Here is a 23560-nt window from a genome sequence, read left to right as displayed (position 1 = left end):
CGAAAGGAGTGACCTGCGATGACGACGCCCGCGAACAACGGCCCGCACGGTGGGGCGAACAAGCCCGAGGACGACGATCCGTTCGGCTACCTCTACGAGGATGGCCAGGCGGCCGGAGCCACACCGCCAGGTCAGGGCGGCGCATACGGCTACCCGGGACCGGGGGTAGGCGGTCATTCCGGCGCGCAGCCCGGTGTTCCCCGTACCTCGCACCACCAGGTGCGAACGGTCGGCGAGCGCCGCAACGGCGGCCAGCGCGGTCAGGTCCCCACGCAGCAGCCGCCCTACCAGGCCCAGTACCAGGCTCCTGAGGCGCTCCAGGCGGGCGGCTACGGCGTTCCGCAGCAGCCGCAGGCCCCGCAGCACCAGACCCAGGCGATCTCGCACTCCGGCGGCCACGGCTCCGGCCACGGCTCCGGCGGTGGCTCCAGCCGTCGAGGTCTGCTGATCGCCGCCGTCGCGGTGGTCGGCGCGGTCGTGATCGGCATCGGCGCGGCCCTGGCCTTCGGCGACAAGGACAAGGACAAGAAGGCCCCGGACCAGGCGAACGGCGGCCAGCAGTCGGCGGCCCCGCAGAACCCCTCGGCCGCGCCCCCGAGCGGCTCTCCGGCGCCCTCCCAGGCCCCGCTGCCCAAGGGCGAGGCGGCCGGCGCGGGCATGTCCATCACGGGCGGCGCGGCCCTGGAGAGCACGATCCCGGGCGCGAAGAGCTCGGGCGGCCAGTACGTCGGCGGGTTCAACAAGCCCGGCGCGGCCGTGACGTGGACGCTGGACGTCCCCAAGGCCGGGAAGTACAAGTTCTACGTGCGCTTCGGCATCCCGGGCGAGGACGCCAACGGCACCCTGACCGTCAACGGCAAGCCGAACGACGCGCCGATCAGCATGCGCAACTTCGCCAAGTCGCCCAAGGGTGACTGGGAGAAGGGCTGGCAGACGACCTGGGGTCAGGTGAACCTCGACAAGGGCACCAACACGATCAAGCTGTCGTGCGAGGCCGGCAACAGCTGCAACGTCAACATCGACCAGCTCTGGCTCGAGAACTTCTGATCCCCCGGGGTTCGCCCGGGCGCTCGCTCCGTCGACGCCGCAACGAGTCCGGCTCCACCGCACGCGCGGTGGAGCCGGACTCGTTTCCCACGGGAGTTGACGTCCCCTCAACTGCCGACCGCGACGCGGGCGGAGACGGCGTGCCGCAGCTCTTCGTAGACGGCGGGGTCGAACTCCCCCGCCGTCGGGGCCGCGACCGTGGCCGCGGACAGGGCGACCGCGCGGGTGAGGCGGTCCGGCCAGTCCGCCCCCTCCACCAGGGCCGACAGCAGGCCGGCGACCGCGGAGTCGCCCGCTCCGGTGGGGTTGCCGGCCAGCGCGCGCGGCGGGGCGGCCTGCCAGGTGCCCTCGGCGGTGACGGCCAGCAGGCCGTCCGGTCCCAGCGAGGTGACCACGGCGTGGGCGCCCCGGCGGCGGGCGTCGCGGGTGGCGGGCAGCGGGTCGCGGGACCCGGTGAGCTCGGCCAGCTCGGCGGCGTTCGGCTTGATGATCTCGGGCCGGGCGGCGACCCCGCGGCGCAGGGCCTCGCCGCCGGTGTCGAGGAGGACGGGGACCCCGGCCGCGCGGGCCGCCCGTACGAGGACCGCGTACGCGCCGACGGGTACGCCCGGCGGGAGGCTGCCGCACAGGGCCACGGCGCGGGCGCCGCGGACCAGCTCCTCGTACCGCGCGAGGAACAGGGACCATTCGGCGGGCGTGATCAGCGGGCCCGGTTCATTGAACTGGGTGGTGTCGCCGGAGGCGTCGTCGACCACGGCCAGGGTGCGGCGGCTGCCGTCCGCGCAGGGCACCAGGGCGTCCACCACCTGCGGGCAGTGCGCGAGCAGTTCGCGGACGACGGAGCCGACCCGCCCGCCCGCGAAGCCGGTCGCCGTCACCTCGTGGCCGAGCGCGGCCAGGACGCGGGCGACGTTGACGCCCTTGCCGCCGGGGCGTTCGGTGACGGCGGCGACCCGGTGCGAGGCGTGCGGAAGCAGCCTCGGCACGCGGTACGTGACGTCGAGTGCGGTGTTGAGCGTCACGGTCAGGATCATGGGCACCCCCGGGTCTGTTGCTGCCGGGATCATGCCAAACCCGAGGCGGTCGGCCCAGTCCTCGGGCCGACCGCCTTCGTCGTTACAGCCGCTTGGCCGTCAGATCGCCGCCGCGGCGAGGGGGCTGACCACCCATTCGCCGCGCCGCATGACGCCCCTGACGTCGAAGGCGGCGTCCAGGACGACGAGGTCCGCGTACTTGCCGGGCTCCAGCGAACCGATCTCGTCGTACAGGCCGAGGAGCTTGGCCGGGTTGGCGGAGATCGCCTGGACCACGGACTCCACCGGCAGCTTGTCGAGGGTCACCGAGCGCTTGAAGGCGGTGTCCAGGGTCAGGGTGGAGCCGGCGATGGAGCCGCCCTCCACGAGCCGGGCCACGCCCTCCTTGACCTCGACCTCCAGCGGGCCGAGGTGGTAGGTGCCGTCGCCGAATCCGGCGGCGTCCATCGCGTCGGTGATCAGCGCCACGCGGTGCGCGCCCGCGTGGTGGAAGGCCAGTTCCAGGGCGGCCGGATGCAGGTGGGTGCCGTCGTTGATGAGCTCGACGGTGATCCGCTCGTCCTCCAGCAGCGCGGCGATCGGGCCGGGCTCGCGGTGCGCGAGGGGCGGCATCGCGTTGAAGAGGTGGGTGGCCACGGTCGCGCCCGCGTCGATGGCGGCGCGGGTCTGCTCGTACGTGGCGTCCGTGTGCCCGATCGCGGCGATCACCCCGTGCTCGGCGAGCAGCCGTACGGAGTCCAGGCCGCCCGGGAGTTCGGTGGCGAGGGTGAACATGCGGGCCGTGCCGTGGGCGGCGTCGATCAGCTTGCGGACCTCCGCCGGATCGGGGTCGCGGAGCAGGTCCTCCTTGTGCGCGCCCTTGCGGCAGGGGTTGATGAACGGCCCCTCGAAGTGGATGCCGGCGATCTCGCCCTGCCGGGTGAGCTCGGCGAGGAGCCCGGCGCGGCGGGCCAGTTCGTCCAGGTCGCCGGTGACGGTGGAGGCGACCAGGGTGGTGGTGCCGTGCTCGCGGTGGGTGCGGACGCCCTGGAGGACGTCCTCCGCGGTGCCGGAGGTGAAGGAGGCGCCGCCGCCGCCGTGGTTGTGCATGTCGACGAAGCCGGGGACGATCCAGTGCCCGGACAGGTCCACGGTCCGCGAGCCCTCGTGGGCGCTGCCGGCGATGCGGTCGCCGTCGACGATGACCCGGCCGCCCGCCACGGTTCCGGTGGGCAGCACCACCCTGGCGCCGGACAGAACAGTGCTGCGCGCGCTTCCGGACATCAGGCAGGTACCTCCGTGGCGAGTAGGTCCCAGGCGAGCAGCCCTGCGCCCAGGCATCCGGCGGTGTCCCCGAGGGCCGCCGGGACGATGTGGGGGAGCCGCTGGAACGTCACGCGCTCCTCCACGGCCGTCCGTAGTGGTGTGAACAAGGTTTCCCCCGCCTCGGCCAGCCCGCCACCGATGATCAGCGTGCGCGGGTCCAGCAGGGTGAGGGCGGTGACCAGCCCGTCGGCGAGGGCGCCGACGGCGGCCAGCCAGACCGCGCGGGCGCGCGCGTCGCCGGCTTCGACGGCCCTGGCGCAGTCCGCGGCGTCGGCCCCGGGGTCGCCCGAGGCGGCCGCCCAGGCGCGGCTGACGGCGGAGGCCGAGGCGAGGGTCTCCAGGCAGCCGTGCTGGCCGCAGCCGCAGGCGGGGCCGCCCGGGCGTACCACGATGTGCCCGATCTCGCCCGCGTAGCCGTGGGCGCCGGCCTCGATGCGGCCGGCGATGCCGATGGCTCCGGCGATGCCGGTGCCGAGGGGCACGAAGAGGAAGCGGTCGGCGCCGCGGCCGGCTCCGATGCGGCCCTCGGCGAGTCCGCCCGTGCGCACGTCGTGGCCGAGGGCCACCGGGATGCCGCCGAGTGCGGCGCTGAGCAGGGCGCGCATCGGTACGTCGCGCCAGCCCAGGTTCGCCGCGTAGACGGCGAGCCCGCGGTCGGCGTCGACGATGCCGGGCACGGCGACGCCGGCGGCCGACGCGGGCCGCCCGAAGCGTTCGCGGCCGGTGTCGAGGAGCTCGGCGGCGAAGTCCTGGATCGTCTCGACGACGGCGTCGGGGCCCCGCTCGCGGCCGGTGGCGCGGCGCGCTTCGTGGAGCAGGGTGCCGTCGTCGGCGACGAGGGCGGCCTTCATCCCGGTGCCGCCCACATCGAGGGCGATGACGTGTTTCACGGGTTTCACAGGGACAGTCTCGCGTGCTCGGCGTGGAAAGGTCTAGTCCATTGAGGGGGATTGTTGAGTGGCCATACAAAATCCGGGCCCCGGCCGGGATCCCGATGTGGACGAGCCGCCAAAGTGGTGTAGACCTTACGTTGGATCGTACGTACAACAAGGGGTGGATCGAGAACTGTGAAGGGCCGTTACCTGAGCCTGGCCGCGTCGGGCGCCGCGCTATGCCTGACCGCCGTGACGCTGACGGGCTGCGGAGCCGCCGACGGGCTCACCGGAGACAACGAGGTGACCCTGCGGGTCGTGGCGGCCGACTACGGGGACAATCCGCAGAACTCCTCGGCCGGGTACTGGAAGGGCCTCGCCGACGGCTTCGAGAAGGCCAACCCGGGCGTGAAGGTCGAGGTCTCCGTCTACTCGTGGTCCGAGGTCGACGCCAAGGTCGCCGAGATGGTCAAGGCCGGCAAGGCGCCGGACATCGCCCAGATCGGCGCCTACGCCGACTACGCGGCCGCCGGCAAGCTGTACTCCACGGCCGAGCTGCTCTCGGTGAAGACCGAGGCCGACTTCCTCGCCCCGCTCGCGGACGCCGGGAAGGTCAAGCAGACCCAGTACGGCATGCCCTTCGTCTCCAGCACCCGGCTGCTCTTCTACAACGAGAAGCTGCTCGCCGACGCGGGCGTGATCGGCAAGGACGCCAAGGCCGGCTGGCAGCCCAAGAGCTGGGCGGACCTGGAGGCGGCGGCCAAGAAGCTCAAGGGCGCGGGCGTGCCCACCCCCTTCGCGCTGCCGCTGGGCCGCGAGGAGGCGCAGGCCGAGACGATGATGTGGATGCTCGCGGGCGGCGGCGGCTACACCGACAACGAGGAGTCCTACTCGATCGACTCCCCCGACAACGTCAAGGCGCTGGAGTTCCTGCGGGACAAGATGGTCGGGCAGGGGCTGACCGGCCCCGTCGAGCCGGGGAAGCTGGACCGGCAGGCCGCCTTCGACGGCTTCACCAAGGGCGAGGTGGGCATGCTCAACGGCCACCCGTCGCTGATGAAGCAGGCCGAGGCCAAGGGTGTGAAATTCGGCATGGTCCCGCTGCCGACGGCCACCGGGTCCGCGGAGCCGGCCATGGGCGTCGCCGACTGGGTCATGGCCTTCAAGAACGGGCACCGCGCGCAGTCCGGGAAGTTCCTGGACTACCTGTACGAGCCGAAGAACGTGACGACCTTCACGGACATGTACGACCTGCTGCCGGCCACCACCAGCGGCTACCTGGCCAAGCAGGGCGCCACCGGCGGCCATGCCCCGCAGCTGAAGCCCTTCCTGACGGCGCTGCCCGGCTCACGGCTGTACCCGGTCGGCAAGAAGTCCTGGGCGGGCGTCAGCGAGGACATCAAGCAGAACATCGGCAAGACCGTCCAGCCCGGCGGGCAGCCGGCGAAGGTGCTGGAGGAGATCGCCACGGCGGCGCGGGCCTCGGACCCGCGCTGAACGGTGGCGGCGGGCCGGGTGTCAGACGGCGGCGTTAATCTGGCGGTATGACGGACGAGGGGCAGCTGACGGCCACGGAGGCCGCGGTGCTCGCGTACGAGGGACGCACCTGGCCCGGGCCCGGAGCCAAGGAACGGGCCATCCGGGAAGGGCTGGGGATGACCCCCGTCCGCTACTACCAGCTGCTCAACGCGCTGATGGACGACCCGCGGGCCCTGGCCCACGCCCCGGGCACGGTCAACCGTCTCCGGCGGATCCGCGAGGCCCGGCGGGCCCGGCGGTAGGGCCGCGGCGGTCCGGCGGCCGCGCGCCGGGCCGGGCGCCGGACTCGGTGACGGACCCTGCGCCGGGCTCGCTGACGGGCCCTGCGACGGGCTCGCCGACGGACCCTGCGACGGGCCCGCTGCGGGCCGGGCGACGGGCCCCGCCCGTGCCGTAGCCGTCGCCGCGCTGGGCCGTTAGGGTCGTGCGTATGGGGAGCCATCCGTACGACTTGCCGATGCCCGTCACCGCAGCCGGACGCGAGGGACTCGAAGCCCTGCTCCGCGCACCCCGCCGGTCCGTGGTCGCCCTGGACTTCGACGGCACCCTCGCCGACATCGTCCCGGATCCGGACCAGGCCAGAGCCCACCCCGGAGCCGTCCCGGCCCTCTCCGCGCTCGCCCCCGAGGTCGCCTCGGTGGCCGTGATCACCGGCCGGCCGGCGAGCGTCGCCGTCCGCTACGGAGGCTTCGCGGGGGTCGCCGGCCTGGAACACCTCGTCGTCCTCGGCCACTACGGCGCGGAGCGCTGGGACGCCGTCACCGGCCTCGTGCACGCCCCGGCCGAGCACCCCGGGGTGGCGGCGGTACGGGCGGAGCTGCCGGGCTTCCTCGACTCCATCGGGGCCTGGCAGGGCACCTGGATCGAGGAAAAGGGCCGGGCGCTGGCCGTGCACACCCGGCGGGCCGCGGACCCCGCGGCGGCCTTCGCCGCCCTGCGCGAACCCCTGGCCGACCTGGCCGCGCGGCACGGGCTGATGGTGGAGCCGGGCCGCGCGGTCCTGGAGCTCCGCCCCCCGGGCATGGACAAGGGCGTCGCCCTCACGGAGTTCCTCGCGGAGCAGGACGCGGAGGCGGTGCTGTACGCGGGCGACGACCTGGGTGACCTGGCGGCGTACTCGGCCGTCGAGAAGCGCCGCGCCGACGGCCTCCCGGGCCTGCTCGTCTGCAGCGGCTCGGCCGAGGTCCCCGAGCTCGCGGCCCGAGCCGACGTGGTCCTCGCCGGACCGGGCGAGGTCGTGGCCTTCCTCGCCGCCCTGGCCAAGGCCGCCGCAGCCTGACCAGGCCGTAGGCCCCCGCGGCGCCGTTGCCGGGGGCCGGCCCCCGGACCCCCGCGCCTCAAACGCCGGCGGGGCTGGATGTGGCCGGCGTCAGCCTGTGACTCCTGCCCGGAGGGTGCGGGGCGGAGCCCCAGCAGCGGCGCGGGGGCCGAACCGCTTGCTTCCGGGTGCGGCGCCGTTGCCGGGGGCCGGCCCCCGGACCCCCGCGCCTCAAACGCCGGCGGGGCTGGATTGGCGGGTCAGGACTGGAGGTCGGCCAGTTGGGCGGCGAACCAGGCGGCCGGGGGGAGGGCGGTGGCGGCGGCGGCCAGGCGCTTCGTGCGCTCCGCACGCTCGGCGTCCGGCATGGACAGCGCCGCGTGCAACGCCTCCGCCGTCGCCGACACGTCGTACGGGTTCACCGTCAACGCGTCCGCCCGCAGCTCGTCGTACGCCCCCGCCCCGGTGGACAGCACCAGCGCGCACCCCGCCTCCGACACCACCGGGATCTCCTTCGCGACCAGGTTCATCCCGTCCCGTACCGGGTTCACGAGCGCCACGTCCGCCATCCGGTACACCGCCAGCGACCGCGCGAAGTCGTCCTGCACCGACACCAGCACCGGCTGCCAGTCCGCCGTGCCGAACTCCTCGTTGATCTCCGCCGCCAGCTCCCGCACCGACTGCGTGTACGCCCGGTACACCGCCAGGTCCTGCCGGGACGGGTACGCCGAGGCCAGGTGGATGACCCGGCCCCGCCACTCGGGGTGGACCGTCAGCAGCTCCCGGTACGCGAGCAGCCCCCGCAGGACGTTCTTCGACAGCTCGGTCCGGTCCACCCGGGCGATCGTCTTCAGGCCGCCGACCTCCGCCCGCAGCCGCGCCAGCTTCTCGTCGACCTCGGGCCGGTGCGCCAGCGCGCGCAGTTCGTCCGCGTCCACCCCGAGGGGGTATGCGGTCACCTCGGTGAACTGCCGCTTCCCGTAGCCGCGCCCGTCCGGGGCCGTCCGGCGGTGCCACACCCCGCGCTCCGGGGTCCCGGACGGGAAGGACCCGGCCGCGATGCCGCGCGCGTCCTCGATGGTCCCGCCGCTGATGAAGTTGGCCGCCCACTCCGCCGTGTGGAAGCCCAGCCGGTCCGCCCCGAGCATCCCCCACACCAGCTGGCTGCGGATGTCGTCCGGGAGCATGCCCATGGTCTCCGGCGAGGCCCACGGCGTGTGCGTGAAGTGCCCGATGCGCAGGTCCGGCCGCAGCGCCCGCAACTGCCCCGGGACCAGCGCCAGGTGGTAGTCCTGCACCAGGACGCGGGCCCCTTCCGCCGCCTCCTGGGCGAGGGCGCGGGCGAAGGCGTCGTTGTACTCGACGTACGCCTGCCACCGCCGCCGGAACTCCGCGTCGAAGACCGGCTCGCGCGGGACGTCGTACAGGTGGTGGTGCGTGAACCACAGCACGGAGTTGGCGATGCCGTTGTAGGCGTCGTCGTACACCGTGGGATCGATGTCCAGCATCCGGACGCCCGGCTCGGACACCCCCCGCCGGACCGCCTCCCGGTCCGCCTCCGACAGCGCCGCGCAGATCCACAGCGCCCCCGGTTGCTCCGCGAGGGCCGCGGACAGTCCGGAGACGAGTCCGCCCCCGCCGCGCCGGGCGCTGAGACCGCCTTCGGCGTCGATCGCGTACGAGAGGGGGCCGCGGTTCGCGGCTACGAGTACCTGAGAAGCCATGCCGCGAACCTAGCCCGGCCCGGACTCGCTCAAACTTTCCAGGCCGACGTCACGCCACGCGGCGCAGCGCGTACTCCCTGATGCCGAGCATCGGCGGCCGCTCCTCGGTGTCCACCGCGTACGTCCGCGGCACGAACCCCTGCGGCCCCCGCTCGAACTGGGTCAGCTCCGGCCGTACCAGGGGGTACCCCCAGCGGTAGCCGGGGGAGTGCCCGCGGGAGAGCCGCAGCAGGGCGGTGCGGTAGATCGCGGCGGCCATCCGGCCCAGTGCCTGCCCGTCCTGGTGGCGGTGGACGCGTACGCCGACGTCCACCTGGGCGAGCGCGTCCAGGCCGACCGTGTGCAGCGCGTCGACCAGCAGACCCAGCTCGACGCCGTACCCGACGGGGAACGGCAGCCGCTCCAGCAGGGAGCGGCGTACGGCGTACTCGCCGCCCAGCGGCTGGACGAAGCCGGCCAGCTGCGGCCAGTGCAGGTTGAGGAGGGGGCGGGCCACCAGTTCCGTGACCCGGCCGCCCTGGCCGGGGGCGTCACCGAGCGGGCGGTCGTACATGGCCTTGACGAACTGCACGTCCGGTTCGGTCAGCAGCGGTCCCACGATCCCCGAGACGAAGGCGGCGGAGAAGTCCCGCAGGTCGGCGTCGACGAAGCAGACGACGTCCCCGCTGGTGGCCAGCAGCGAACGCCACAGCACCTCGCCCTTGCCGGGCAGCGCCGGGATCCTCGGCAGGATCTCGTCGCGGTGCACCACCCGGGCGCCGGCCTTCGCCGCGACCTCCGCCGTACGGTCGGTGGAGCCCGAGTCGACCACGACCAGCTCGTCCACCAGGGGGAACGGCAGTCCCTCGATCAGCTCGCGCCGGATGACCTCGACGATCGCGCCGACCGTCGCCTCCTCGTCCAGCGCGGGCAGCACCACGCTGACCGTGGTCCCGGCCGCCCGTTTCCGGTCGAGCAGCTGGTCGAGCGGTCGGTCGGCGGCTGACCAGGAGCGGTCTGCCAGCCAGCGCTCCACCTCTTCCAGCACCCTCAGCACTCCCTGCGTGTCGGCGTTATCGGCCGATTTGAGATCCATCTCGCGGTTCGGACGGCTGTCTCAACCGCCCGGCCCTTCGGTTACAGTCTTGAACAACGCGAAGGACCACCGCATGCCGGGGGTCCCCGCGTACAAACGCACCGGCGCGCCACAGAGCGCGTGTGCCGGTGCCATACCGCTCATCCAGAGGGGCAGAGGGACACGGCCCGTTGAAGCCCCGGCAACCCTCCAGTCGGTTCTCGCGATCGCTCAGCGACGTCAGCGAGGTCCCCGGCTAGGGAAGGTGCCAATTCCGTCTCATGGCGAAGTGCGCCATGGGGAAGATGAGGAGAAAGGGCCTCGCCATCATGGCTGCACAGACTGTCGCCACCTCTGTCGATCTCGGACCTGCCAACGGTCTTTCCTGTCGCGAGTGCGGTACCCGCTTCGAGCTCGGCCCCATCTTCGCGTGCGCCGAGTGCTTCGGACCTCTGGAAGTCGCCTACGACCTCCCGACCGGGGACCCCGAGGCGCTGCGCGCCGCGATCGAGGCCGGCCCCACCAACATCTGGCGTTACGCGCCGCTGCTGCCCGTCCCCGCGAACGTGGCCTCCAAGCCGAGCCTGAACCCGGGCTTCACCAAGCTCGTGGACGCGGCGAACCTGGCCAAGGAGCTCGGGGTCACCGGCAAGCTGTACGTCAAGGACGACTCCGGCAACCCGACGCACTCCTTCAAGGACCGCGTCGTGGCCATCGCCGTCGAGGCCGCCCGCGCCTTCGGCTTCACCACCCTGTCCTGCTCCTCCACCGGCAACCTGGCCGGCGCCGTCGGCGCCGCGGCCGCCCGGGCCGGCTTCCGCTCCTGCGTGTTCATCCCGCACGACCTGGAGCAGGGCAAGGTCGTCATGGCCGGTGTGTACGGCGGCGACCTGGTCGGCATCGAGGGCAACTACGACGACGTCAACCGCTTCTGCTCCGAGCTCATCGGCGACCCGCTGGGCGAGGGCTGGGGCTTCGTCAACGTCAACCTGCGCCCCTACTACGGAGAGGGCTCCAAGACCCTCGCCTACGAGATCTGCGAACAGCTCGGCTGGCAGCTGCCCGACCAGCTCGTGATCCCGATCGCGTCCGGCTCGCAGCTGACGAAGATCGACAAGGGTCTGCAGGAGCTGATCAAGCTCGGCCTCGTCGAGGACAAGCCGTACAAGATCTTCGGCGCCCAGGCCGAGGGCTGCTCCCCGGTGTCGACCGCCTTCAAGGCCGGTCACGACGTGGTCCGCCCGCAGAAGCCGAACACCATCGCCAAGTCCCTCGCGATCGGCAACCCGGCGGACGGCCCGTACGTCCTGGACATCGCGCGGCGCACCGGCGGCTTCGTCGAGGACGTGAACGACGAGCAGGTCGTCGAGGCGATCAGGATCCTCGCGCAGACCGAGGGCATCTTCGCCGAGACCGCGGGCGGCGTGACCGTCGGCGTGACGAAGAAGCTCATCGAGAACGGGCAGCTCGACCCGACGCTGACCACCGTCGTCCTCAACACCGGCGACGGCCTCAAGACCCTGGAGGCGGTGGCCGCGGAGAGCGGGCAGACCGCCACCATCCGCCCGAGCCTGGACGCGTTCCGCGCCGCCGGCCTGGCCTAGCGGGTGTCCGGCGGGTCGGGGCCGGGTCCCCGCCCCGACCCGCCGGACACCCCTCCCCCTCCTGCTCTACCGGAAAGGCAGTAGCGCCATGAGCGTCAACGTCCGCATCCCCACCATCCTGCGCACCTACACCGGCGGTCAGGCCGAGGTGCCCGCCGAGGGCGCGACCCTCGCCGAGGTCATCCAGTCCCTGGAGGCGAGCCACCCGGGCATCGCCGCGCGCGTCCTGGACGACCAGGGCAAGCTGCGCCGTTTCGTGAACGTCTACGTCAACGACGACGACGTGCGCTTCGAGGGCGGGCTGGAGGCGAAGACGCCGGACGGCGCCGGCGTCTCGATCATTCCGGCCGTCGCGGGCGGCTGCTGATCCTCAGGGTTCCTTTGTCACCCGGCAGGTGACACGCGCAAACCGAAATTACCCCCTCCGCTAAAAGCGGAGGGGGTAATTCTGCTTGATTGGGCGCGGTAGAGTTGGGGAAGTCCCCTCCGCCGGACTTGCCCGCCGCATATGAACGGGTCGCGTGAGGGTCGACATCGGGTCAATGTGCAAGCGCGGTATGGGGCTTTGGCGAGATATGTCAGGCCCGAGTTGCCCGGGAGTATGGCAAATTTTCACTCTATTTCAATGTTTCCCCGTGTCCAGAATTCTCGTCGGATTGACCTGTTGCAGACAGCACTCGCGCAGATACATTCAGCCTCGGTCGACGCGTTCCGACGCAAGTTCTGACCCGGGAACGCGAAGTGCGTTCCCGCGCAAGGGCCAGTAATAGGGGAGTTAGGCATGGCTCAGGGCACCGTCAAGTGGTTCAACGCGGAGAAGGGCTACGGCTTCATCGCGGTCGACGGTGGTGCGGATGTGTTCGTCCACTACAGCGCCATCCAGATGGACGGGTACCGCACCCTTGAAGAGGGTCAGCGGGTCGAGTTCGAGATCTCGCAGGGCCAGAAGGGTCCTCAGGCGGACATGGTCAAGCTCGCGCTCGGCTAGTCCTGGAGCGATCGACCACCGACGCACAGCGTTCAACGAAGACCTGCACGACCTTACGAGGGGCCCACATCCCGGACACGGGATGCGGGCCCCTCGTACGTGCGCCCGCGCCACGCCCGGTCCCCGAGGCTTCTTCGAAGCCGCTTGCACTCTCGGGGGTCGAGTGCTAATCATTGGCATTAGCACTCTCCCGGTGAGAGTGCTACTGAACGAGGACCGGGTCGGTGAGGCCCGCAGGGTCCGGTGGGAAGGAACCGCCGGGCACGCAGGCCGTCCGTCGCGGGCGCGGGCGCGGTCCTGGGAGCAATCCACCGCTGTCCGGGAGGACCACTTCAGATGGCCAAGATCATTGCGTTCGACGAGGAGGCCCGCCGCGGCCTCGAGCGTGGGATGAACCAGCTCGCCGACGCCGTCAAGGTCACCCTTGGCCCCAAGGGTCGCAACGTCGTCCTTGAGAAGAAGTGGGGCGCCCCCACGATCACCAACGATGGTGTCTCCATCGCCAAGGAGATCGAGCTCGAGGACCCGTACGAGAAGATCGGCGCCGAGCTGGTCAAGGAAGTCGCCAAGAAGACGGACGACGTCGCGGGCGACGGTACGACCACCGCCACCGTGCTGGCCCAGGCGCTCGTCCGCGAGGGCCTGCGCAACGTGGCCGCCGGCGCCAACCCGATGGCCCTCAAGCGTGGTATCGAGAAGGCCGTCGAGGCCGTCTCCGCCGCCCTGCTCGCCCAGGCCAAGGACGTCGAGACCAAGGAGCAGATCGCTTCGACGGCCTCCATCTCCGCCGCCGACACCCAGATCGGCGAGCTCATCGCCGAGGCCATGGACAAGGTCGGCAAGGAAGGCGTCATCACCGTCGAGGAGTCGCAGACCTTCGGTCTGGAGCTCGAGCTCACCGAGGGCATGCGCTTCGACAAGGGCTACATCTCGGCGTACTTCGCCACCGACATGGAGCGCATGGAGTCGTCCCTCGACGACCCGTACATCCTGATCGTCAACTCCAAGATCGGCTCGGTCAAGGACCTGCTGCCGCTCCTGGAGAAGGTCATGCAGTCCGGCAAGCCGCTGCTGATCATCGCCGAGGACGTCGAGGGCGAGGCCCTGTCGACCCTGGTCGTCAACAAGATCCGCGGCACCTTCAAGTCCGTCGCCGTCAAGGCCCCGGGCTTCGGCGACCGCCGCAAGGCCATGCTCGGTGACATCGCCATCCTCACGGGCGGCACCGTCATCTCCGAGGAGGTCGGCCTCAAGCTGGAGAACGCCGGTCTCGACCTGCTCGGCCGCGCCCGCAAGGTCGTCATCACCAAGGACGAGACCACCATCGTCGACGGTGCCGGTGACAGCGACCAGGTCCAGGGCCGCGTCAACCAGATCCGCGCCGAGATCGAGAACTCCGACTCGGACTACGACCGCGAGAAGCTCCAGGAGCGCCTCGCGAAGCTGGCCGGCGGCGTGGCCGTCATCAAGGCCGGTGCCGCGACCGAGGTCGAGCTCAAGGAGCGCAAGCACCGCATCGAGGACGCCGTTCGCAACGCGAAGGCGGCCGTCGAGGAGGGCATCGTCGCCGGTGGTGGCGTGGCCCTGCTCCAGGCTTCCGCGGTCTTCGAGAAGCTGGAGCTCGAGGGTGACGAGGCGACCGGCGCCAACGCCGTGAAGCTCGCCCTGGAGGCCCCGCTGAAGCAGATCGCCGTCAACGGTGGTCTCGAGGGTGGCGTCGTCGTCGAGAAGGTGCGCAACCTCCCGATCGGTCACGGCCTGAACGCCGCGACCGGCGAGTACGTCGACATGATCGCCGAGGGCATCATCGACCCGGCGAAGGTCACGCGCTCCGCGCTGCAGAACGCCGCGTCGATCGCCGCGCTGTTCCTGACGACCGAGGCCGTCATCGCCGACAAGCCCGAGAAGGCCGGCGCCGGTGCCCCGGGCGGCATGCCGGGCGGTGACATGGACTTCTGATCGACCCCGGGCTCCGGCCCGAAGTCCGATCGGCTGTTCTCGAACGAGGGCGGCACCCCGCACGGGGTGCCGCCCTCGGGCGTTCCCGGCCGACGCGGCGTGCGGCTCAAAGCCGGGGCTCCGCCCCGCGCCTCAATCGCCGGCGGGGCTGAATGTGGTGCGGCGCAGCCGAACGGTGCGGCTCAAGGATCGGGGCTCCGCCCCGGACCCCGCGCCTCAAACGCCGGCGAGGCTGATTTTTTGCGCGGCCCAGCCGGATGGTGCGGCTCAAAGATCGGGGCTCCGCCCCGGACCCTCCCCCAGACTCCGTCCGGGGGGACCCCCCCTCCTCAAACGCCGGCGAGGCTGAGTTTGTGCGGCGGAGGCCGGATGGTGCGGCGCAGCCGGGGCGGTTGGGGTGGGGGTGGGTGTGTGTCGGGGTGATCCCCGCAGGGTGCCAAACGCACTGCCGCCGAGCTGTCCGACCTGTCGTCACGTTTGGCGCCCGAGGAGACGCCCCGGCGCGCGCCCGCCCCCACCACAACCGACCCCCCTCCCCGCTAGGCCCCGGAACAACCGGCCCCCGAACCCCGCCCGAGCGGCGCAGCCAACCCGCAGCCAACCCGCGGCGCAGCCCCCGGCATAGGCTGGGCGCATGGCTGACCTCTTCGTCAAGATCTGTGGGCTGAAGACCGCGCGGGACCTCGACGCCGCCGTGGCGGCCGGGGCCGACGCCGTGGGGTTCGTGTTCGCGCCCGGCAGCCCGCGCACCGTCGACGCCGCCACCGCGCGGGATCTCGCCGCGCGGGTGCCGGACGGTGTGCTGACCGTCGGCGTGTTCCGGGGGCAGCCGGTCACGGAGGTGCGCCGCTTCGCGGAGGAGAGCGGCGTACGGGGGGTTCAGCTGCACGGCGAGGAGGGGCCCGGGGACTTCGCGGCGCTGCGCGCCGAGGGCCGGACGCTGCTGCGGGCCACCGCCGAGCACGTGAAGCGCTGCGGCCAGTACGGCGAGGACCTGCTCCTGCTCGACGCCCCCGACCCCGGCTCCGGCAAGCCGTGGAACTGGGGCTCGGCGGACTTCGCCGCGCCCGAGGGGCGGTGGCTGCTGGCCGGCGGGCTGAACCCGAGCAACGTGCGGGAGGCGGTCGAGGTAACCGGCGCCTGGGGCGTGGACGTGTCCAGTGGGGTGGAGCGGGAACGCGGCGTGAAGTCGCCGGAGTTGATCCGCGCCTTCATCGAGGCGGCGCGGGGCTAGCCAGCTGCGCCGCGGGTTGGCTGCGGGTTGGCTGCGCCGCTCGGGCCGGGTACGGGGGCCGGTTGCACCGGGGCCTGGTCGGGTGCGGGGGTCGGTTGGGGTGGGGGCGGGCGCGCGCCGGGGCGTCTCCTCGGGCGCCAAACGTGACGAGGGGTCGGAGGGCTGGGCGGAAGTGCGTTTGGCACCCTGCGGGGATCACCCCGACACACACCCACCCCCACCCCAACCGCCCCGGCCGACCAACACCAAATCCAGCCTCGCCGGCGTTTGAGGCGCGGGGTCCGGGGCGGAGCCCCGATCTTTGAGCCGCACCTTCCCGCTGCGCCGCACCAATTCGGCCTCGCCGCACCCATTCAGCCCCTCCGGCGATTGAGGAGGGGCGGTCCCCCCGGACGGAGTCTGGGGGAGGGTGCGGGGCGGAGCCTCGGCAGGGGGAGGCGGGCTAGGGCGTGCGCCAGACCGTCATGTCCATCGTGAGCCAGCTCGGCAGGCCCGCCACCCGCGTGTTCGACTCGATCTGGACCACGAACATCGCGACCTCCCCCGAGGAACGCCTGACGCAGATCTCCGTGCCGGCGGCAACCGCCGCGAGCGGGATCGCGTGCGGCTTGGCAACCTCGCCATAGGCCCGGCACGTCTCGTAGTTGGCCGAGCCCGCCTTGCCGTACATCGTGATCAGCACGCTGGTGTCGCTCGTCAGCTCGCAGTCCTGGCGGTCGCATTCCAGGCGGATGTCGCCGCCCCGGTCACCGTCCTTGCGCGTGACCCCGTCCTTGATGTCGATCGAGTTCTCCTCGCCCAGCCACACCCCCGGGTACGGGACCGGCGTGGGCGGCTTGGACGGTTCGGGGGACTTGGGCGCGCCCGATGCGGGTCCGGTGGCCGCCTTGCCGCCGGTGGGCGAGCCGGACGCGCCCGACGCCACCGGGCCGGGCGATCGGGATGCGGCGGCGGCTGCGGCTGCCTCCTTCTGGCGTACCTTCTGCGCCGCGTCCACCAGGAGCCAGACCAGGCCGCCCACCATCAGCGTTCCGATCACCGTCAGCGTGGTGATGATCACCGCGGCGCGCCGGCCGCGCTTGCGCCGTTCCTCCGGGGTGACCGGCTTCGGTCCCCAGACGATCGGCGTCGCGTGCGCCGGGGTGGGGTACGGGGCCGGGGTCGGGGCCGGATCGGGGACCACCACCTCCGGCCCCAGCACCTCCCGCCAGATCGCCGGGCCGCCGCCGCTCGTGTCGTCGGCGTCCTCGCCCAGCTGCTTGCGGCACCACTCCACGATCTCCGTCGGAGTGGCCCGTTCCTCCGGGTCCGCGGCCAGGCAGCGGGCGAGCAGCGGCTGCAGCTCTTCCGGCAGCCGCGACAGGTCGGGGCTGGAGTGCACGATCCGGAACAGCACGGTCATGGAGGGACCGGTGCCGTACAGGGGCTCGCCCAGTGCCGCGAACGCCGCCGTCTGCCCCAGCGCGAAGACGTCGGTGGCGGCGGTGGTCTCGCCCGCCAGCGCCTGTTCGGGGGCCATGTACTGGGGGGTGCCGATGGTGCTGCCGGTGGCCGTGGGGGCGGTGGTGTCGGACGCCGTCGATATGCCGAAGTCGATGACGCGGGGCCCGTCGGAGGCCAGCAGTACGTTCGACGGCTTGAGGTCCCGGTGCACGATGCCCTCGGCGTGGATGGCCTGCAGGGCCTCGGCCACGCCCGCCATCAGCCACAGCACCGCGGGCACCGGCAGCGGTCCGCGCTGGGCGACGGCTTCCGACAGCGAGGGCCCGGGTACGTAGAGGGTCGCCAGCCACGGCGGTACCGCGTCGGCGTCGGCGTCGATGACCTCGGCGGTGTAGGCCCCCCGGACGCGTCGGGCGGCCACCACCTCGCGGCGGAACCGCCGCCGGAACGCCGGGTCTTCGGCCAGTTCCGGCCGGACCACCTTGATCGCCACCGGGCGGCCGCCCGGCGTGTGCGAGAGGTAGACCCGGCCCATGCCGCCCGCGCCGAGCCGGGCCGCGAGGCGGTACCCGGCCACGGTCTGCGGATCCTCCGCGTGCAGCGGCTCGAACACGTCGGTCGCGCTGTTCATCGGCCTCCCCGATCCCCCCGGCCCCCCGATCAACCGATGAGTTGATCCGCCTTACTTTAAGCGGCGCGTAAAGGCGGGGGTGTTCGGGGGATGCGGCCGAGGTCAGATGCCCGGGCCGAACGTGGCCGCGCTGCCGTCCTTCTCGACGGACTCCACGACCGCGGTCGCCCGCAGGTCCTCGACCTGCTCGGGGGTCAGGCGGGCGGCGAAGCCGTTCAGCGTCTCGCGGTAGACGTGCAGCGGGGTGATCCCGTAGGCGTCCGCGACGGCCGCCGGGTCGAGGCCCGGGTGCACGGTGACGATGTACGTGGCGTGGTCGGCGGGAACCGCGTGGGACACGGGTACGGACTCGGCGGCGGTGGCTGCGGACGCGGGCAGGGCGACGGTGACGGTGACGGCGGCCAGGACGGCGACGGCCACGGGCAGGGCTCGGCTCAGACGGTTGCGCATGGGACGAGGCCATCACGCGCTGCGGTGCAGGTCAACGAGGTCCCGGGGTGAGGCGGGGGCACGGGCGGCGCACCGGGTGAGCGCTCCCTGGTGTGGGGGCGGGCCGTACGGGTGATCTTGCTGCGGCGGTGTGGGGGACGAGGTCCGGGGGCGGGCCGGGGCGGCGCAGCGGGACAACCCTTTCCGCACGGCCGGACGAACGCCCATCCGGCGCGGGCGCCGGACGGGCAACCAGGTGAGGGGTTGGTTCAACCCGGTGGGAGGTGGCACCGATGGAGCTGAGGGCCGCCCCGCGTGAGCACCTGGTGCCGGGAGGGCGGCTCACCCGTGTTCGTCTGCCGAGACCCCGTCAGGGAGTTCCTTCCATGCGCCTGCTCGCATGCCTGGCCACCGCCACGCTCCTCGCCGTCACCCCCGTAGCGGCCGGTACGGCCTCCGCCGCGGCGCCGGAGCCGGAGCCCGCCCCGCTGGTCAAGGCCGCCAAGCCGGTGCCCGGCAAGTACATCGTGACCCTGGAGAAGGGGCAGGACGCGGCGAGGATCGCGAAGGAGCTGGGTCTGAAGCCGTCGTTCGTCTACACCTCGGCGATGACGGGTTTCGCGGTGCCCCTGACCTCGCTCGAGCTGACGCTCGTCCGCAACGCCCCGGGGGTGAAGTCGGTCGAGGAGGACGCCTCGGTCCAGTCCGTGCCGACGCCGACCTCCGCGGAGGGGACGCGCTCCCCGTCGAACTCGTGGGGCCAGGACCGCATCGACCAGAAGAACCTGCCGTTGGACAACGACTTCACCGTTCAGGGCAACGGCGCCGGGGTGACCGCGTACATCCTCGACACCGGCATCGACTACCACCACACGGAGTTCGGCGGGCCCGACGCGACCCGCGCCGGCTTCGGTTTCGACGCCATCGGTGACGGCCGCGACGGCCAGGACTGCCAGGGCCACGGCACGCACGTCGCCGGCACGGTCGCCGGCAGGACGTACGGGATCGCGAGCAAGGCGAGCCTGGTCAGCGTCCGCGTCCTCGGCTGCGACGGCAAGGGCACCTGGTCGGGGATCATCGCCGGCCTGGACTGGGTGGCGAAGAACGCCAAGCAGCCGGCGGTGCTGAACGCATCCCTGGGCGGGGAGCTGTCGAAGGCCGTCAACGACGCCGCGGACGCGGTCACCGACGCGGGCGTGCTGCCGGTCGTCGCGGCGGGCAACTCCGCGAAGGACGCGTGCGGGGTCTCGCCGGCGTCCGCGGGGAAGGTGCTCACGGTCGCGGCGAGCAACCAGTGGGACGAGGAGACCGACTTCTCCAACTGGGGGCAGTGCGTCACCCTGTACGCACCCGGCCAGGCCATCGTCTCCGCCAGGCTCGGCGGCGGCAGCGTGTCCCTGGACGGCACGTCGATGGCCGCACCGCACGCCACCGGTGTCGCCGTCCTCTACAAGCAGGCGCACCCGAGCGCGGCGCCCGGGGAGATCGCCGCGTTCCTCGAGCAGGAGACCACCAAGGACGTGCTGACCAGGCTCAGCCCCGCCAGCCCGAACAAGCTGCTCTTCACCGCGGGCCTCTGACCCGGACCGGGTGACCGGATCCCCCGAGGGACGCGCCAACTAGGCTGCGCCCAAGGGGGGATCATGGACCACCACACACCTCAGGGCGCGCGGTGGCTGCCGCGCGCCCTGTTCGTCGCCGGCGTGGCGGTCGCCACCGTCACCGCGCTGTACCTCGTCCTGCTCGGGCGGATGGCCTTCGTCGACTGGACCCGCGGCGCCGGCCGGCTGCTCCTGCTCACCCCCGCCCTGGGCCTCGTCGCGTACGTCTTGCTGGCCCGGGCCCGCGGCGCCGCCGGGGGCGCGCTCGTCCGGTGCCTCGCGGCGACCGTCGCACTGGCCGCGCTGTGGCCGGCCTGGCAGGCGTACGAGGGGATGCGCGGCCCGCAGGCGTACGTGTGGACCTGGTGGCAACGGGAGAAGCCGGAGTCGGCCCGGCCGGTCGGCGCCTGGCTGCGCCCCTCGTCGGGGCTCGTACGGGTCCGCGCGGACGGCCTGCGCCTCTACGACGGCGGGGGTCGCTCGGCCGGCGGGCTGGGCGCGGGCGGGGACGTCACCTTCTGCGCCGTGAGCCGGACCGTCCCCCACGAGATCGGGCTGGTCGCCGCCGCGCGCACCCCCGACGGCTGCGGAGGGCAGGTACTGGCCGTGGACCTGAAGGACGGCGGGAAGCTCTGGGCCAAGGACCTCCCGGTGGCGCCGGGCCGGGACGCGGCCGAGGTGCCCGTGGCCGCGGTCGGCGATACGGCCGTCGCCGTGACGGAGGGCGCCCTCCTCGGCCTGGACCTGCGCACGGGCGACGAACGCTGGCGGGCGCCGGTACCGGCCGGCTGCCGGGTCCGCGCACTCGACGGAGCCGGGGACCGGGTGCTGTACGTGGAGGACTGCCCGGGCGGCGGCTCGTCGCGGCTGCTCGCGCTGGACGCGCGGACCGGCACCCCGGCCTGGCAGAGCCCGCTGCGCGCCACAGGCCCGTCGGCGCAGGTGCGGATGCTGTCGGCGCAGCCGATCGTGCTGCGCGTCGGGGGCTCGGTGCTGATGTTCGACGACGTCGGACGCGAGCGGGGCGCGGTGCCGGTGGCGGGCCCGCGGGAAGACCTGACCGAGGGGCCCGCGCCGGTGGTGAGCGGTGACCTGCTGATCACCCCGGTGAAGGGCAAGGTCCCGGGGGTCTCCGCGTACTCGGTACTCGACGGCAGGCGCGTGTGGCACGCCGCGCTCGACGGCGCGACGGTCCTCGGGCTCGTGCGGGGCCGGGAGCCGGGCGGGGTCGACGTGGTGACGTCGACCGCCGCACGGACGCACCTGTGGCACCTGGACGGGACCACGGGCAGGGCGAAGGCCGAGCCCACGATCCTCCGGGACGTCCCCCTGGGCAGGCGGTTCGAGATCTACCCGCAGGGCCCGGAGGGCTACACGTTCGTGAACCTGGACCCGGCGGGCGAACTGCCGTCGTACGTGGTGCTGGCGAAGGTCAGAGGCTGGTGACGAACGCCGTCCAGGCGGTGTCCCGGAAGGTGAGGTGAGGTCCGTCCGGAACCTTGGAGTCCCGCACCGGGACGATGCCGGGGTGGCCGTCGGCGACTTCCAGGCAGTTGCTGCCATCGCCCGCACTGTGGGTGGACTTCCGCCAGGTGGCCATCTCCAGGCAGTTGCCGCCGTCGCCGCCGCTGTAGCTGGACTTGTGCCAAACGGCCGCTGACAGGTCGTACTCAGGCTTGCTGGTCATTTTCGTATTCCTCCGCCACCGACTCGATCAAGGCCAGGGACTTGCGCGGTGACAGCGCGTTGGCCGTGAGGAGATCGTAGGTCAGGGTGTGGCGGGCGACGGTGGCCGGATCGTCGAACAACTGGCCCATCCCGATGCCGTCGACGTAGGCAAGCGGGGGCGCATCTTCGAAGGTCATCAGCTTGAGGGCGCCATCCAGGCCCGCGTGGAAGCCTGCGCTGAACGGGAGAACCTGGACGATGATCCGGCGGGAGCGGATCAGGGCTGCAATGTGGCGCAAGGCCTCTGCCAGGATGGCCGGGTTATCCCCGGCCCGGCGCAGTACCGCCTCGTCAAGGACGCACCACAACATCGGGGTTGTTGGATCGTTCAACAGCGCGGCCCGTGCCAGTCGGTTCGTGACGAGCTCGTCGATGGTCTCTTCCGTCGCCGTCGGCTGGTACGCGCGGAAGACCTCGCGCGCGTACGCCGCCGTCTGGAGCAGCCCAGGGATCAGCTGCGGCGCGTACTCCCGGATCGTCGTCGCCAGAGCCTCCGCTTCGGCCGCCGCCGCTAAGTGGTCCGGGTACTTGGACTTGGCGGCGGCCCCGCAGTTGCGGACGAAGAAGCCGTTCGTGTCGAGGATGTCGTCTATCTGGCGCGCGAACTCGATGTGCATGCGGCGCGTGCCGGCTTCGAGCTGGCCGATGAACGAGCCGCTGACGAAGAGCGGTTCGCCCAACTCGGCCTGGCTGAGCCCGGCTCGTTCGCGTGCCACGCGGAGCTCGGCGCCGAGCAGGGCGCGGGGTGAGGAGGAGGGGTCGAGGTTCTTACCTGCCATGGCAACTCCCGGGCCAACAGGTGGGGTTGTTCTCGGTGCTTCCTTGAAGGCTAGCGAGCCCGTCGCCACTCTGTGTGTCGAAGGCGAACACTCAGAGTAGAAAGGTGACATGTCATGGTGCTCACTCCACAGGAGCGCATGCAGGCGGCCGAGGAGGCGGTGCGGCAGCTCAAGGAGTCCCTGGCCGGGGTGGGGGTGCTGTTCCCGTCGCTCGACGTGGAACGGGTCTCGGCGGCGGGCTCGTACGGGCTGCCGCTCGTGGACCTCGGCCGCTGCAATCTGGACACCGCCCTCCGGCTGGCAGCCGTACTGCACGAGCGGGCGGCCGGCGAGTGAGCGAGGCGGTCGATGCCGCTCAGTTCGCCTTCGAGCTGGGCTGGCGGCTGCGCGGCTTGGAGGCCGTGGTCGGCCCGGGCGGGTGGAGGCGTGGGGGGACGGGACTGTCCGTGCGCGTGCGGTACGACGAGGGCGGCGGGCTGTGGACCGCGGTCGGCGATGACGGGGACCGGCGGGAGAGGCGGTCGGCCGATACGGCGGACGAGGCCACGGCGCTGGTGCACGAGGCCTTCGGGCTGACCGCGAGGCGGCCGCTGCCGCCCGCGCCGCAGGGCCGGCAGCGGTTCATGTTGATCCACTGCCCGCTCGGCGACCATCCGGGGTTCGACGACCAGCGCTACGAGGGACTCAAGGCAAGGCCGCCGGAGGGCTGCGCCGTCGAGGACGTCGGCGGGTACTTCGGGCTCCGCTGCGAACGGCCGGGCGCGCGGCTGCTGGACGCCGTGGCCGAGACCTGCCGGGAGATCCGGGCGGAGCACGGGCTGCTCATGTCCGACCTCGGCATCGAGAAGCTGTGGGAGTGGTCGCAGGACGGCACGGACGGCTGGGGCGCCGAGATCGTGGGCCAGTTGCTGCTGATGGCCGCCGAGCGCGGTCCGAAGCTCGGGTACGACACCGATGACCTGGTGCGGTTCCTGCGTGCCGCCGCCGGCTGAGCTGTTTTCGTGAAGCGCGTACGGCCGCCGCTCAGGTCTTGGAGATGAGCTCGCCGTCGTACGCGCCGTTCAGGCAGATCCACTGACCGGCGGTGGAGTCGTACTCCACCGTTCCGCCCCCGTCCGCGCACACCGGCCCGGTGACGGCCGGTACGGCGGCCTGCGCGACGGGGATCGTGGCGCCGAGCGCGGCCAGTACGAGGGCGGCGGTGAAGCCGAGAAGTCGTGCTCGCATGAGAACTCCCGTGGGGACGAGGGACGGCAACACCTCAACACCAGCTTCCCCCTTCGCCGCGCCGGGCGCACCCTGACGCGCGGGCGCACGTGCGGTGCCGGCTC

23 protein-coding genes and 1 riboswitch are annotated in these 23560 nt (G+C 72.4%); of the genes, 13 read left to right on the top strand and 10 right to left on the bottom strand.

Features of this window, described 5'->3' with window-relative positions; all coding sequences use genetic code 11:
• Positions 1 to 18: 18 nt before the first annotated feature.
• Positions 19 to 1047, top strand: a complete 1029-nt coding sequence (locus tag ACZ6JT_RS25430; RefSeq protein ID WP_469213117.1) for a CBM35 domain-containing protein — start codon at positions 19 to 21, stop codon at positions 1045 to 1047.
• Between the two features lie 107 nt (positions 1048 to 1154).
• On the opposite strand, the gene ACZ6JT_RS25425 is transcribed toward ACZ6JT_RS25430, so the two are convergent.
• The 3 genes from ACZ6JT_RS25425 to ACZ6JT_RS25415 form a co-directional block, all read right to left on the bottom strand.
• Complete coding sequence (locus tag ACZ6JT_RS25425) at positions 1155 to 2081, bottom strand: 1-phosphofructokinase family hexose kinase (RefSeq protein ID WP_469213115.1); 927 nt, start codon at positions 2079 to 2081, stop codon at positions 1155 to 1157.
• 99 nt (positions 2082 to 2180) lie between these two features.
• Positions 2181 to 3344, bottom strand: coding sequence for an N-acetylglucosamine-6-phosphate deacetylase (gene nagA / locus ACZ6JT_RS25420; RefSeq protein ID WP_469213113.1), 1164 nt, complete (start codon positions 3342 to 3344; stop codon positions 2181 to 2183).
• On the bottom strand, positions 3344 to 4276 hold the full coding sequence (locus tag ACZ6JT_RS25415) for an ROK family protein (protein WP_469213294.1): 933 nt from the start codon (positions 4274 to 4276) through the stop codon (positions 3344 to 3346). Before ACZ6JT_RS25415 ends, nagA begins: the two co-directional genes overlap by 1 nt.
• 177 nt (positions 4277 to 4453) lie before the next feature.
• Between ACZ6JT_RS25415 and ACZ6JT_RS25410 the strand changes: the two genes are divergently transcribed.
• The 3 genes from ACZ6JT_RS25410 to otsB all read left to right on the top strand — a co-directional run bounded on the left by ACZ6JT_RS25410 (position 4454) and on the right by otsB (position 7076).
• The gene (locus ACZ6JT_RS25410) at positions 4454 to 5755 is read left to right on the top strand and encodes an ABC transporter substrate-binding protein (protein WP_469213111.1); all 1302 of its coding nucleotides are present in this window, start codon (positions 4454 to 4456) and stop codon (positions 5753 to 5755) included.
• Between the two features lie 47 nt (positions 5756 to 5802).
• Positions 5803 to 6039 carry a DUF3263 domain-containing protein gene (locus ACZ6JT_RS25405; RefSeq protein WP_469213109.1) on the top strand — a complete coding sequence of 79 codons (237 nt, stop codon included), beginning with the start codon at positions 5803 to 5805 and terminating at the stop codon, positions 6037 to 6039.
• Between the two features lie 188 nt (positions 6040 to 6227).
• Complete coding sequence (gene otsB, locus ACZ6JT_RS25400) at positions 6228 to 7076, top strand: trehalose-phosphatase (RefSeq protein WP_469213107.1); 849 nt, start codon at positions 6228 to 6230, stop codon at positions 7074 to 7076.
• A 239-nt stretch (positions 7077 to 7315) separates the two neighbouring features.
• On the opposite strand, the gene ACZ6JT_RS25395 is transcribed toward otsB, so the two are convergent.
• Both ACZ6JT_RS25395 and ACZ6JT_RS25390 read right to left on the bottom strand, forming a co-directional pair.
• Entirely contained in the window at positions 7316 to 8779 is a 1464-nt protein-coding gene (locus ACZ6JT_RS25395) for an alpha,alpha-trehalose-phosphate synthase (UDP-forming) (RefSeq protein ID WP_469213105.1), read from the bottom strand.
• A 49-nt stretch (positions 8780 to 8828) separates the two neighbouring features.
• On the bottom strand, positions 8829 to 9806 hold the full coding sequence (locus tag ACZ6JT_RS25390; protein WP_469213292.1) for a glucosyl-3-phosphoglycerate synthase: 978 nt from the start codon (positions 9804 to 9806) through the stop codon (positions 8829 to 8831).
• A 185-nt stretch (positions 9807 to 9991) separates the two neighbouring features.
• A riboswitch (SAM riboswitch) is annotated at positions 9992 to 10145 on the top strand.
• Between the two features lie 17 nt (positions 10146 to 10162).
• On the opposite strand from ACZ6JT_RS25390, the gene thrC reads away from it, so the two are divergent.
• The 5 genes from thrC (at position 10163) to ACZ6JT_RS25365 (ending at position 15618) form a co-directional block, all read left to right on the top strand.
• The gene (thrC, locus tag ACZ6JT_RS25385) at positions 10163 to 11437 is read left to right on the top strand and encodes a threonine synthase (RefSeq protein ID WP_469213103.1); all 1275 of its coding nucleotides are present in this window, start codon (positions 10163 to 10165) and stop codon (positions 11435 to 11437) included.
• Between the two features lie 88 nt (positions 11438 to 11525).
• The gene (locus ACZ6JT_RS25380; protein WP_030718872.1) at positions 11526 to 11804 is read left to right on the top strand and encodes a MoaD/ThiS family protein; all 279 of its coding nucleotides are present in this window, start codon (positions 11526 to 11528) and stop codon (positions 11802 to 11804) included.
• A 414-nt stretch (positions 11805 to 12218) separates the two neighbouring features.
• Positions 12219 to 12425 (top strand): cold-shock protein, encoded by a 207-nt coding sequence (locus ACZ6JT_RS25375; RefSeq protein WP_030009783.1) that lies wholly within the window; start codon positions 12219 to 12221, stop codon positions 12423 to 12425.
• A 336-nt stretch (positions 12426 to 12761) separates the two neighbouring features.
• Positions 12762 to 14384: a chaperonin GroEL gene (gene groL / locus ACZ6JT_RS25370; protein ID WP_030387326.1), complete on the top strand. Its 1623-nt coding sequence runs from the start codon at positions 12762 to 12764 to the stop codon at positions 14382 to 14384.
• A gap of 634 nt (positions 14385 to 15018) precedes the next feature.
• Positions 15019 to 15618, top strand: a complete 600-nt coding sequence (locus ACZ6JT_RS25365) for a phosphoribosylanthranilate isomerase (protein WP_469213101.1) — start codon at positions 15019 to 15021, stop codon at positions 15616 to 15618.
• Positions 15619 to 16060: 442 nt separating this feature from the next.
• On the opposite strand, the gene ACZ6JT_RS25360 is transcribed toward ACZ6JT_RS25365, so the two are convergent.
• Together ACZ6JT_RS25360 and ACZ6JT_RS25355 are read right to left on the bottom strand one after the other, a co-directional pair.
• Positions 16061 to 17692, bottom strand: a complete 1632-nt coding sequence (locus ACZ6JT_RS25360; RefSeq protein WP_469213099.1) for a serine/threonine-protein kinase — start codon at positions 17690 to 17692, stop codon at positions 16061 to 16063.
• 102 nt (positions 17693 to 17794) lie between these two features.
• The gene (locus ACZ6JT_RS25355; protein WP_469213097.1) at positions 17795 to 18142 is read right to left on the bottom strand and encodes a protease inhibitor I9 family protein; all 348 of its coding nucleotides are present in this window, start codon (positions 18140 to 18142) and stop codon (positions 17795 to 17797) included.
• A gap of 365 nt (positions 18143 to 18507) precedes the next feature.
• Between ACZ6JT_RS25355 and ACZ6JT_RS25350 the strand changes: the two genes are divergently transcribed.
• Positions 18508 to 19701, top strand: a complete 1194-nt coding sequence (locus tag ACZ6JT_RS25350) for a S8 family peptidase (protein ID WP_469213095.1) — start codon at positions 18508 to 18510, stop codon at positions 19699 to 19701.
• 63 nt (positions 19702 to 19764) lie between these two features.
• The gene (locus tag ACZ6JT_RS25345) at positions 19765 to 21168 is read left to right on the top strand and encodes an outer membrane protein assembly factor BamB family protein (RefSeq protein ID WP_469213094.1); all 1404 of its coding nucleotides are present in this window, start codon (positions 19765 to 19767) and stop codon (positions 21166 to 21168) included.
• Here the strand turns inward: ACZ6JT_RS25345 and ACZ6JT_RS25340 are convergent.
• Positions 21155 to 21409: a DUF397 domain-containing protein gene (locus ACZ6JT_RS25340; RefSeq protein ID WP_469213092.1), complete on the bottom strand. Its 255-nt coding sequence runs from the start codon at positions 21407 to 21409 to the stop codon at positions 21155 to 21157. The genes ACZ6JT_RS25345 and ACZ6JT_RS25340 overlap by 14 nt on opposite strands.
• Positions 21393 to 22229 carry a helix-turn-helix domain-containing protein gene (locus ACZ6JT_RS25335; RefSeq protein ID WP_469213091.1) on the bottom strand — a complete coding sequence of 279 codons (837 nt, stop codon included), beginning with the start codon at positions 22227 to 22229 and terminating at the stop codon, positions 21393 to 21395. The genes ACZ6JT_RS25340 and ACZ6JT_RS25335 overlap by 17 nt, the downstream gene beginning before the upstream one ends.
• Before the next feature lie 114 nt (positions 22230 to 22343).
• Here ACZ6JT_RS25335 and ACZ6JT_RS25330 point away from each other — a divergent pair, with 114 nt between their 5' ends.
• A complete protein-coding gene (locus ACZ6JT_RS25330; protein ID WP_030718954.1) occupies positions 22344 to 22565 on the top strand; it encodes a hypothetical protein in 222 nt (73 codons plus the stop codon).
• Positions 22562 to 23221 carry a hypothetical protein gene (locus ACZ6JT_RS25325; RefSeq protein WP_469213089.1) on the top strand — a complete coding sequence of 220 codons (660 nt, stop codon included), beginning with the start codon at positions 22562 to 22564 and terminating at the stop codon, positions 23219 to 23221. The genes ACZ6JT_RS25330 and ACZ6JT_RS25325 overlap by 4 nt, the downstream gene beginning before the upstream one ends.
• 31 nt (positions 23222 to 23252) lie before the next feature.
• Here the strand turns inward: ACZ6JT_RS25325 and ACZ6JT_RS25320 are convergent, their stop codons facing one another.
• Positions 23253 to 23456 (bottom strand): hypothetical protein, encoded by a 204-nt coding sequence (locus ACZ6JT_RS25320; RefSeq protein ID WP_469213087.1) that lies wholly within the window; start codon positions 23454 to 23456, stop codon positions 23253 to 23255.
• Positions 23457 to 23560 lie beyond the last annotated feature (104 nt).

Source organism: Streptomyces sp. NPDC046308, assembly GCF_055588065.1.
This window is presented reverse-complemented; position numbering and strand designations above follow the sequence as displayed.

Coding starts and splice junctions, on each gene's coding strand:
- ACZ6JT_RS25430 (WP_469213117.1), top strand. CDS start 19: ATGACGACGCCCGCGAACAACGGCCCGCACGGTGGGGCGAACAAGCCC.
- ACZ6JT_RS25425 (WP_469213115.1), bottom strand. CDS start 2,081: ATGATCCTGACCGTGACGCTCAACACCGCACTCGACGTCACGTACCGC.
- nagA (WP_469213113.1), bottom strand. CDS start 3,344: ATGTCCGGAAGCGCGCGCAGCACTGTTCTGTCCGGCGCCAGGGTGGTG.
- ACZ6JT_RS25405 (WP_469213109.1), top strand. CDS start 5,803: ATGACGGACGAGGGGCAGCTGACGGCCACGGAGGCCGCGGTGCTCGCG.
- otsB (WP_469213107.1), top strand. CDS start 6,228: ATGGGGAGCCATCCGTACGACTTGCCGATGCCCGTCACCGCAGCCGGA.
- ACZ6JT_RS25395 (WP_469213105.1), bottom strand. CDS start 8,779: ATGGCTTCTCAGGTACTCGTAGCCGCGAACCGCGGCCCCCTCTCGTAC.
- thrC (WP_469213103.1), top strand. CDS start 10,163: ATGGCTGCACAGACTGTCGCCACCTCTGTCGATCTCGGACCTGCCAAC.
- ACZ6JT_RS25380 (WP_030718872.1), top strand. CDS start 11,526: ATGAGCGTCAACGTCCGCATCCCCACCATCCTGCGCACCTACACCGGC.
- ACZ6JT_RS25375 (WP_030009783.1), top strand. CDS start 12,219: ATGGCTCAGGGCACCGTCAAGTGGTTCAACGCGGAGAAGGGCTACGGC.
- groL (WP_030387326.1), top strand. CDS start 12,762: ATGGCCAAGATCATTGCGTTCGACGAGGAGGCCCGCCGCGGCCTCGAG.
- ACZ6JT_RS25365 (WP_469213101.1), top strand. CDS start 15,019: ATGGCTGACCTCTTCGTCAAGATCTGTGGGCTGAAGACCGCGCGGGAC.
- ACZ6JT_RS25360 (WP_469213099.1), bottom strand. CDS start 17,692: ATGAACAGCGCGACCGACGTGTTCGAGCCGCTGCACGCGGAGGATCCG.
- ACZ6JT_RS25355 (WP_469213097.1), bottom strand. CDS start 18,142: ATGCGCAACCGTCTGAGCCGAGCCCTGCCCGTGGCCGTCGCCGTCCTG.
- ACZ6JT_RS25350 (WP_469213095.1), top strand. CDS start 18,508: ATGCGCCTGCTCGCATGCCTGGCCACCGCCACGCTCCTCGCCGTCACC.
- ACZ6JT_RS25345 (WP_469213094.1), top strand. CDS start 19,765: ATGGACCACCACACACCTCAGGGCGCGCGGTGGCTGCCGCGCGCCCTG.
- ACZ6JT_RS25340 (WP_469213092.1), bottom strand. CDS start 21,409: ATGACCAGCAAGCCTGAGTACGACCTGTCAGCGGCCGTTTGGCACAAG.
- ACZ6JT_RS25335 (WP_469213091.1), bottom strand. CDS start 22,229: ATGGCAGGTAAGAACCTCGACCCCTCCTCCTCACCCCGCGCCCTGCTC.
- ACZ6JT_RS25330 (WP_030718954.1), top strand. CDS start 22,344: ATGGTGCTCACTCCACAGGAGCGCATGCAGGCGGCCGAGGAGGCGGTG.
- ACZ6JT_RS25320 (WP_469213087.1), bottom strand. CDS start 23,456: ATGCGAGCACGACTTCTCGGCTTCACCGCCGCCCTCGTACTGGCCGCG.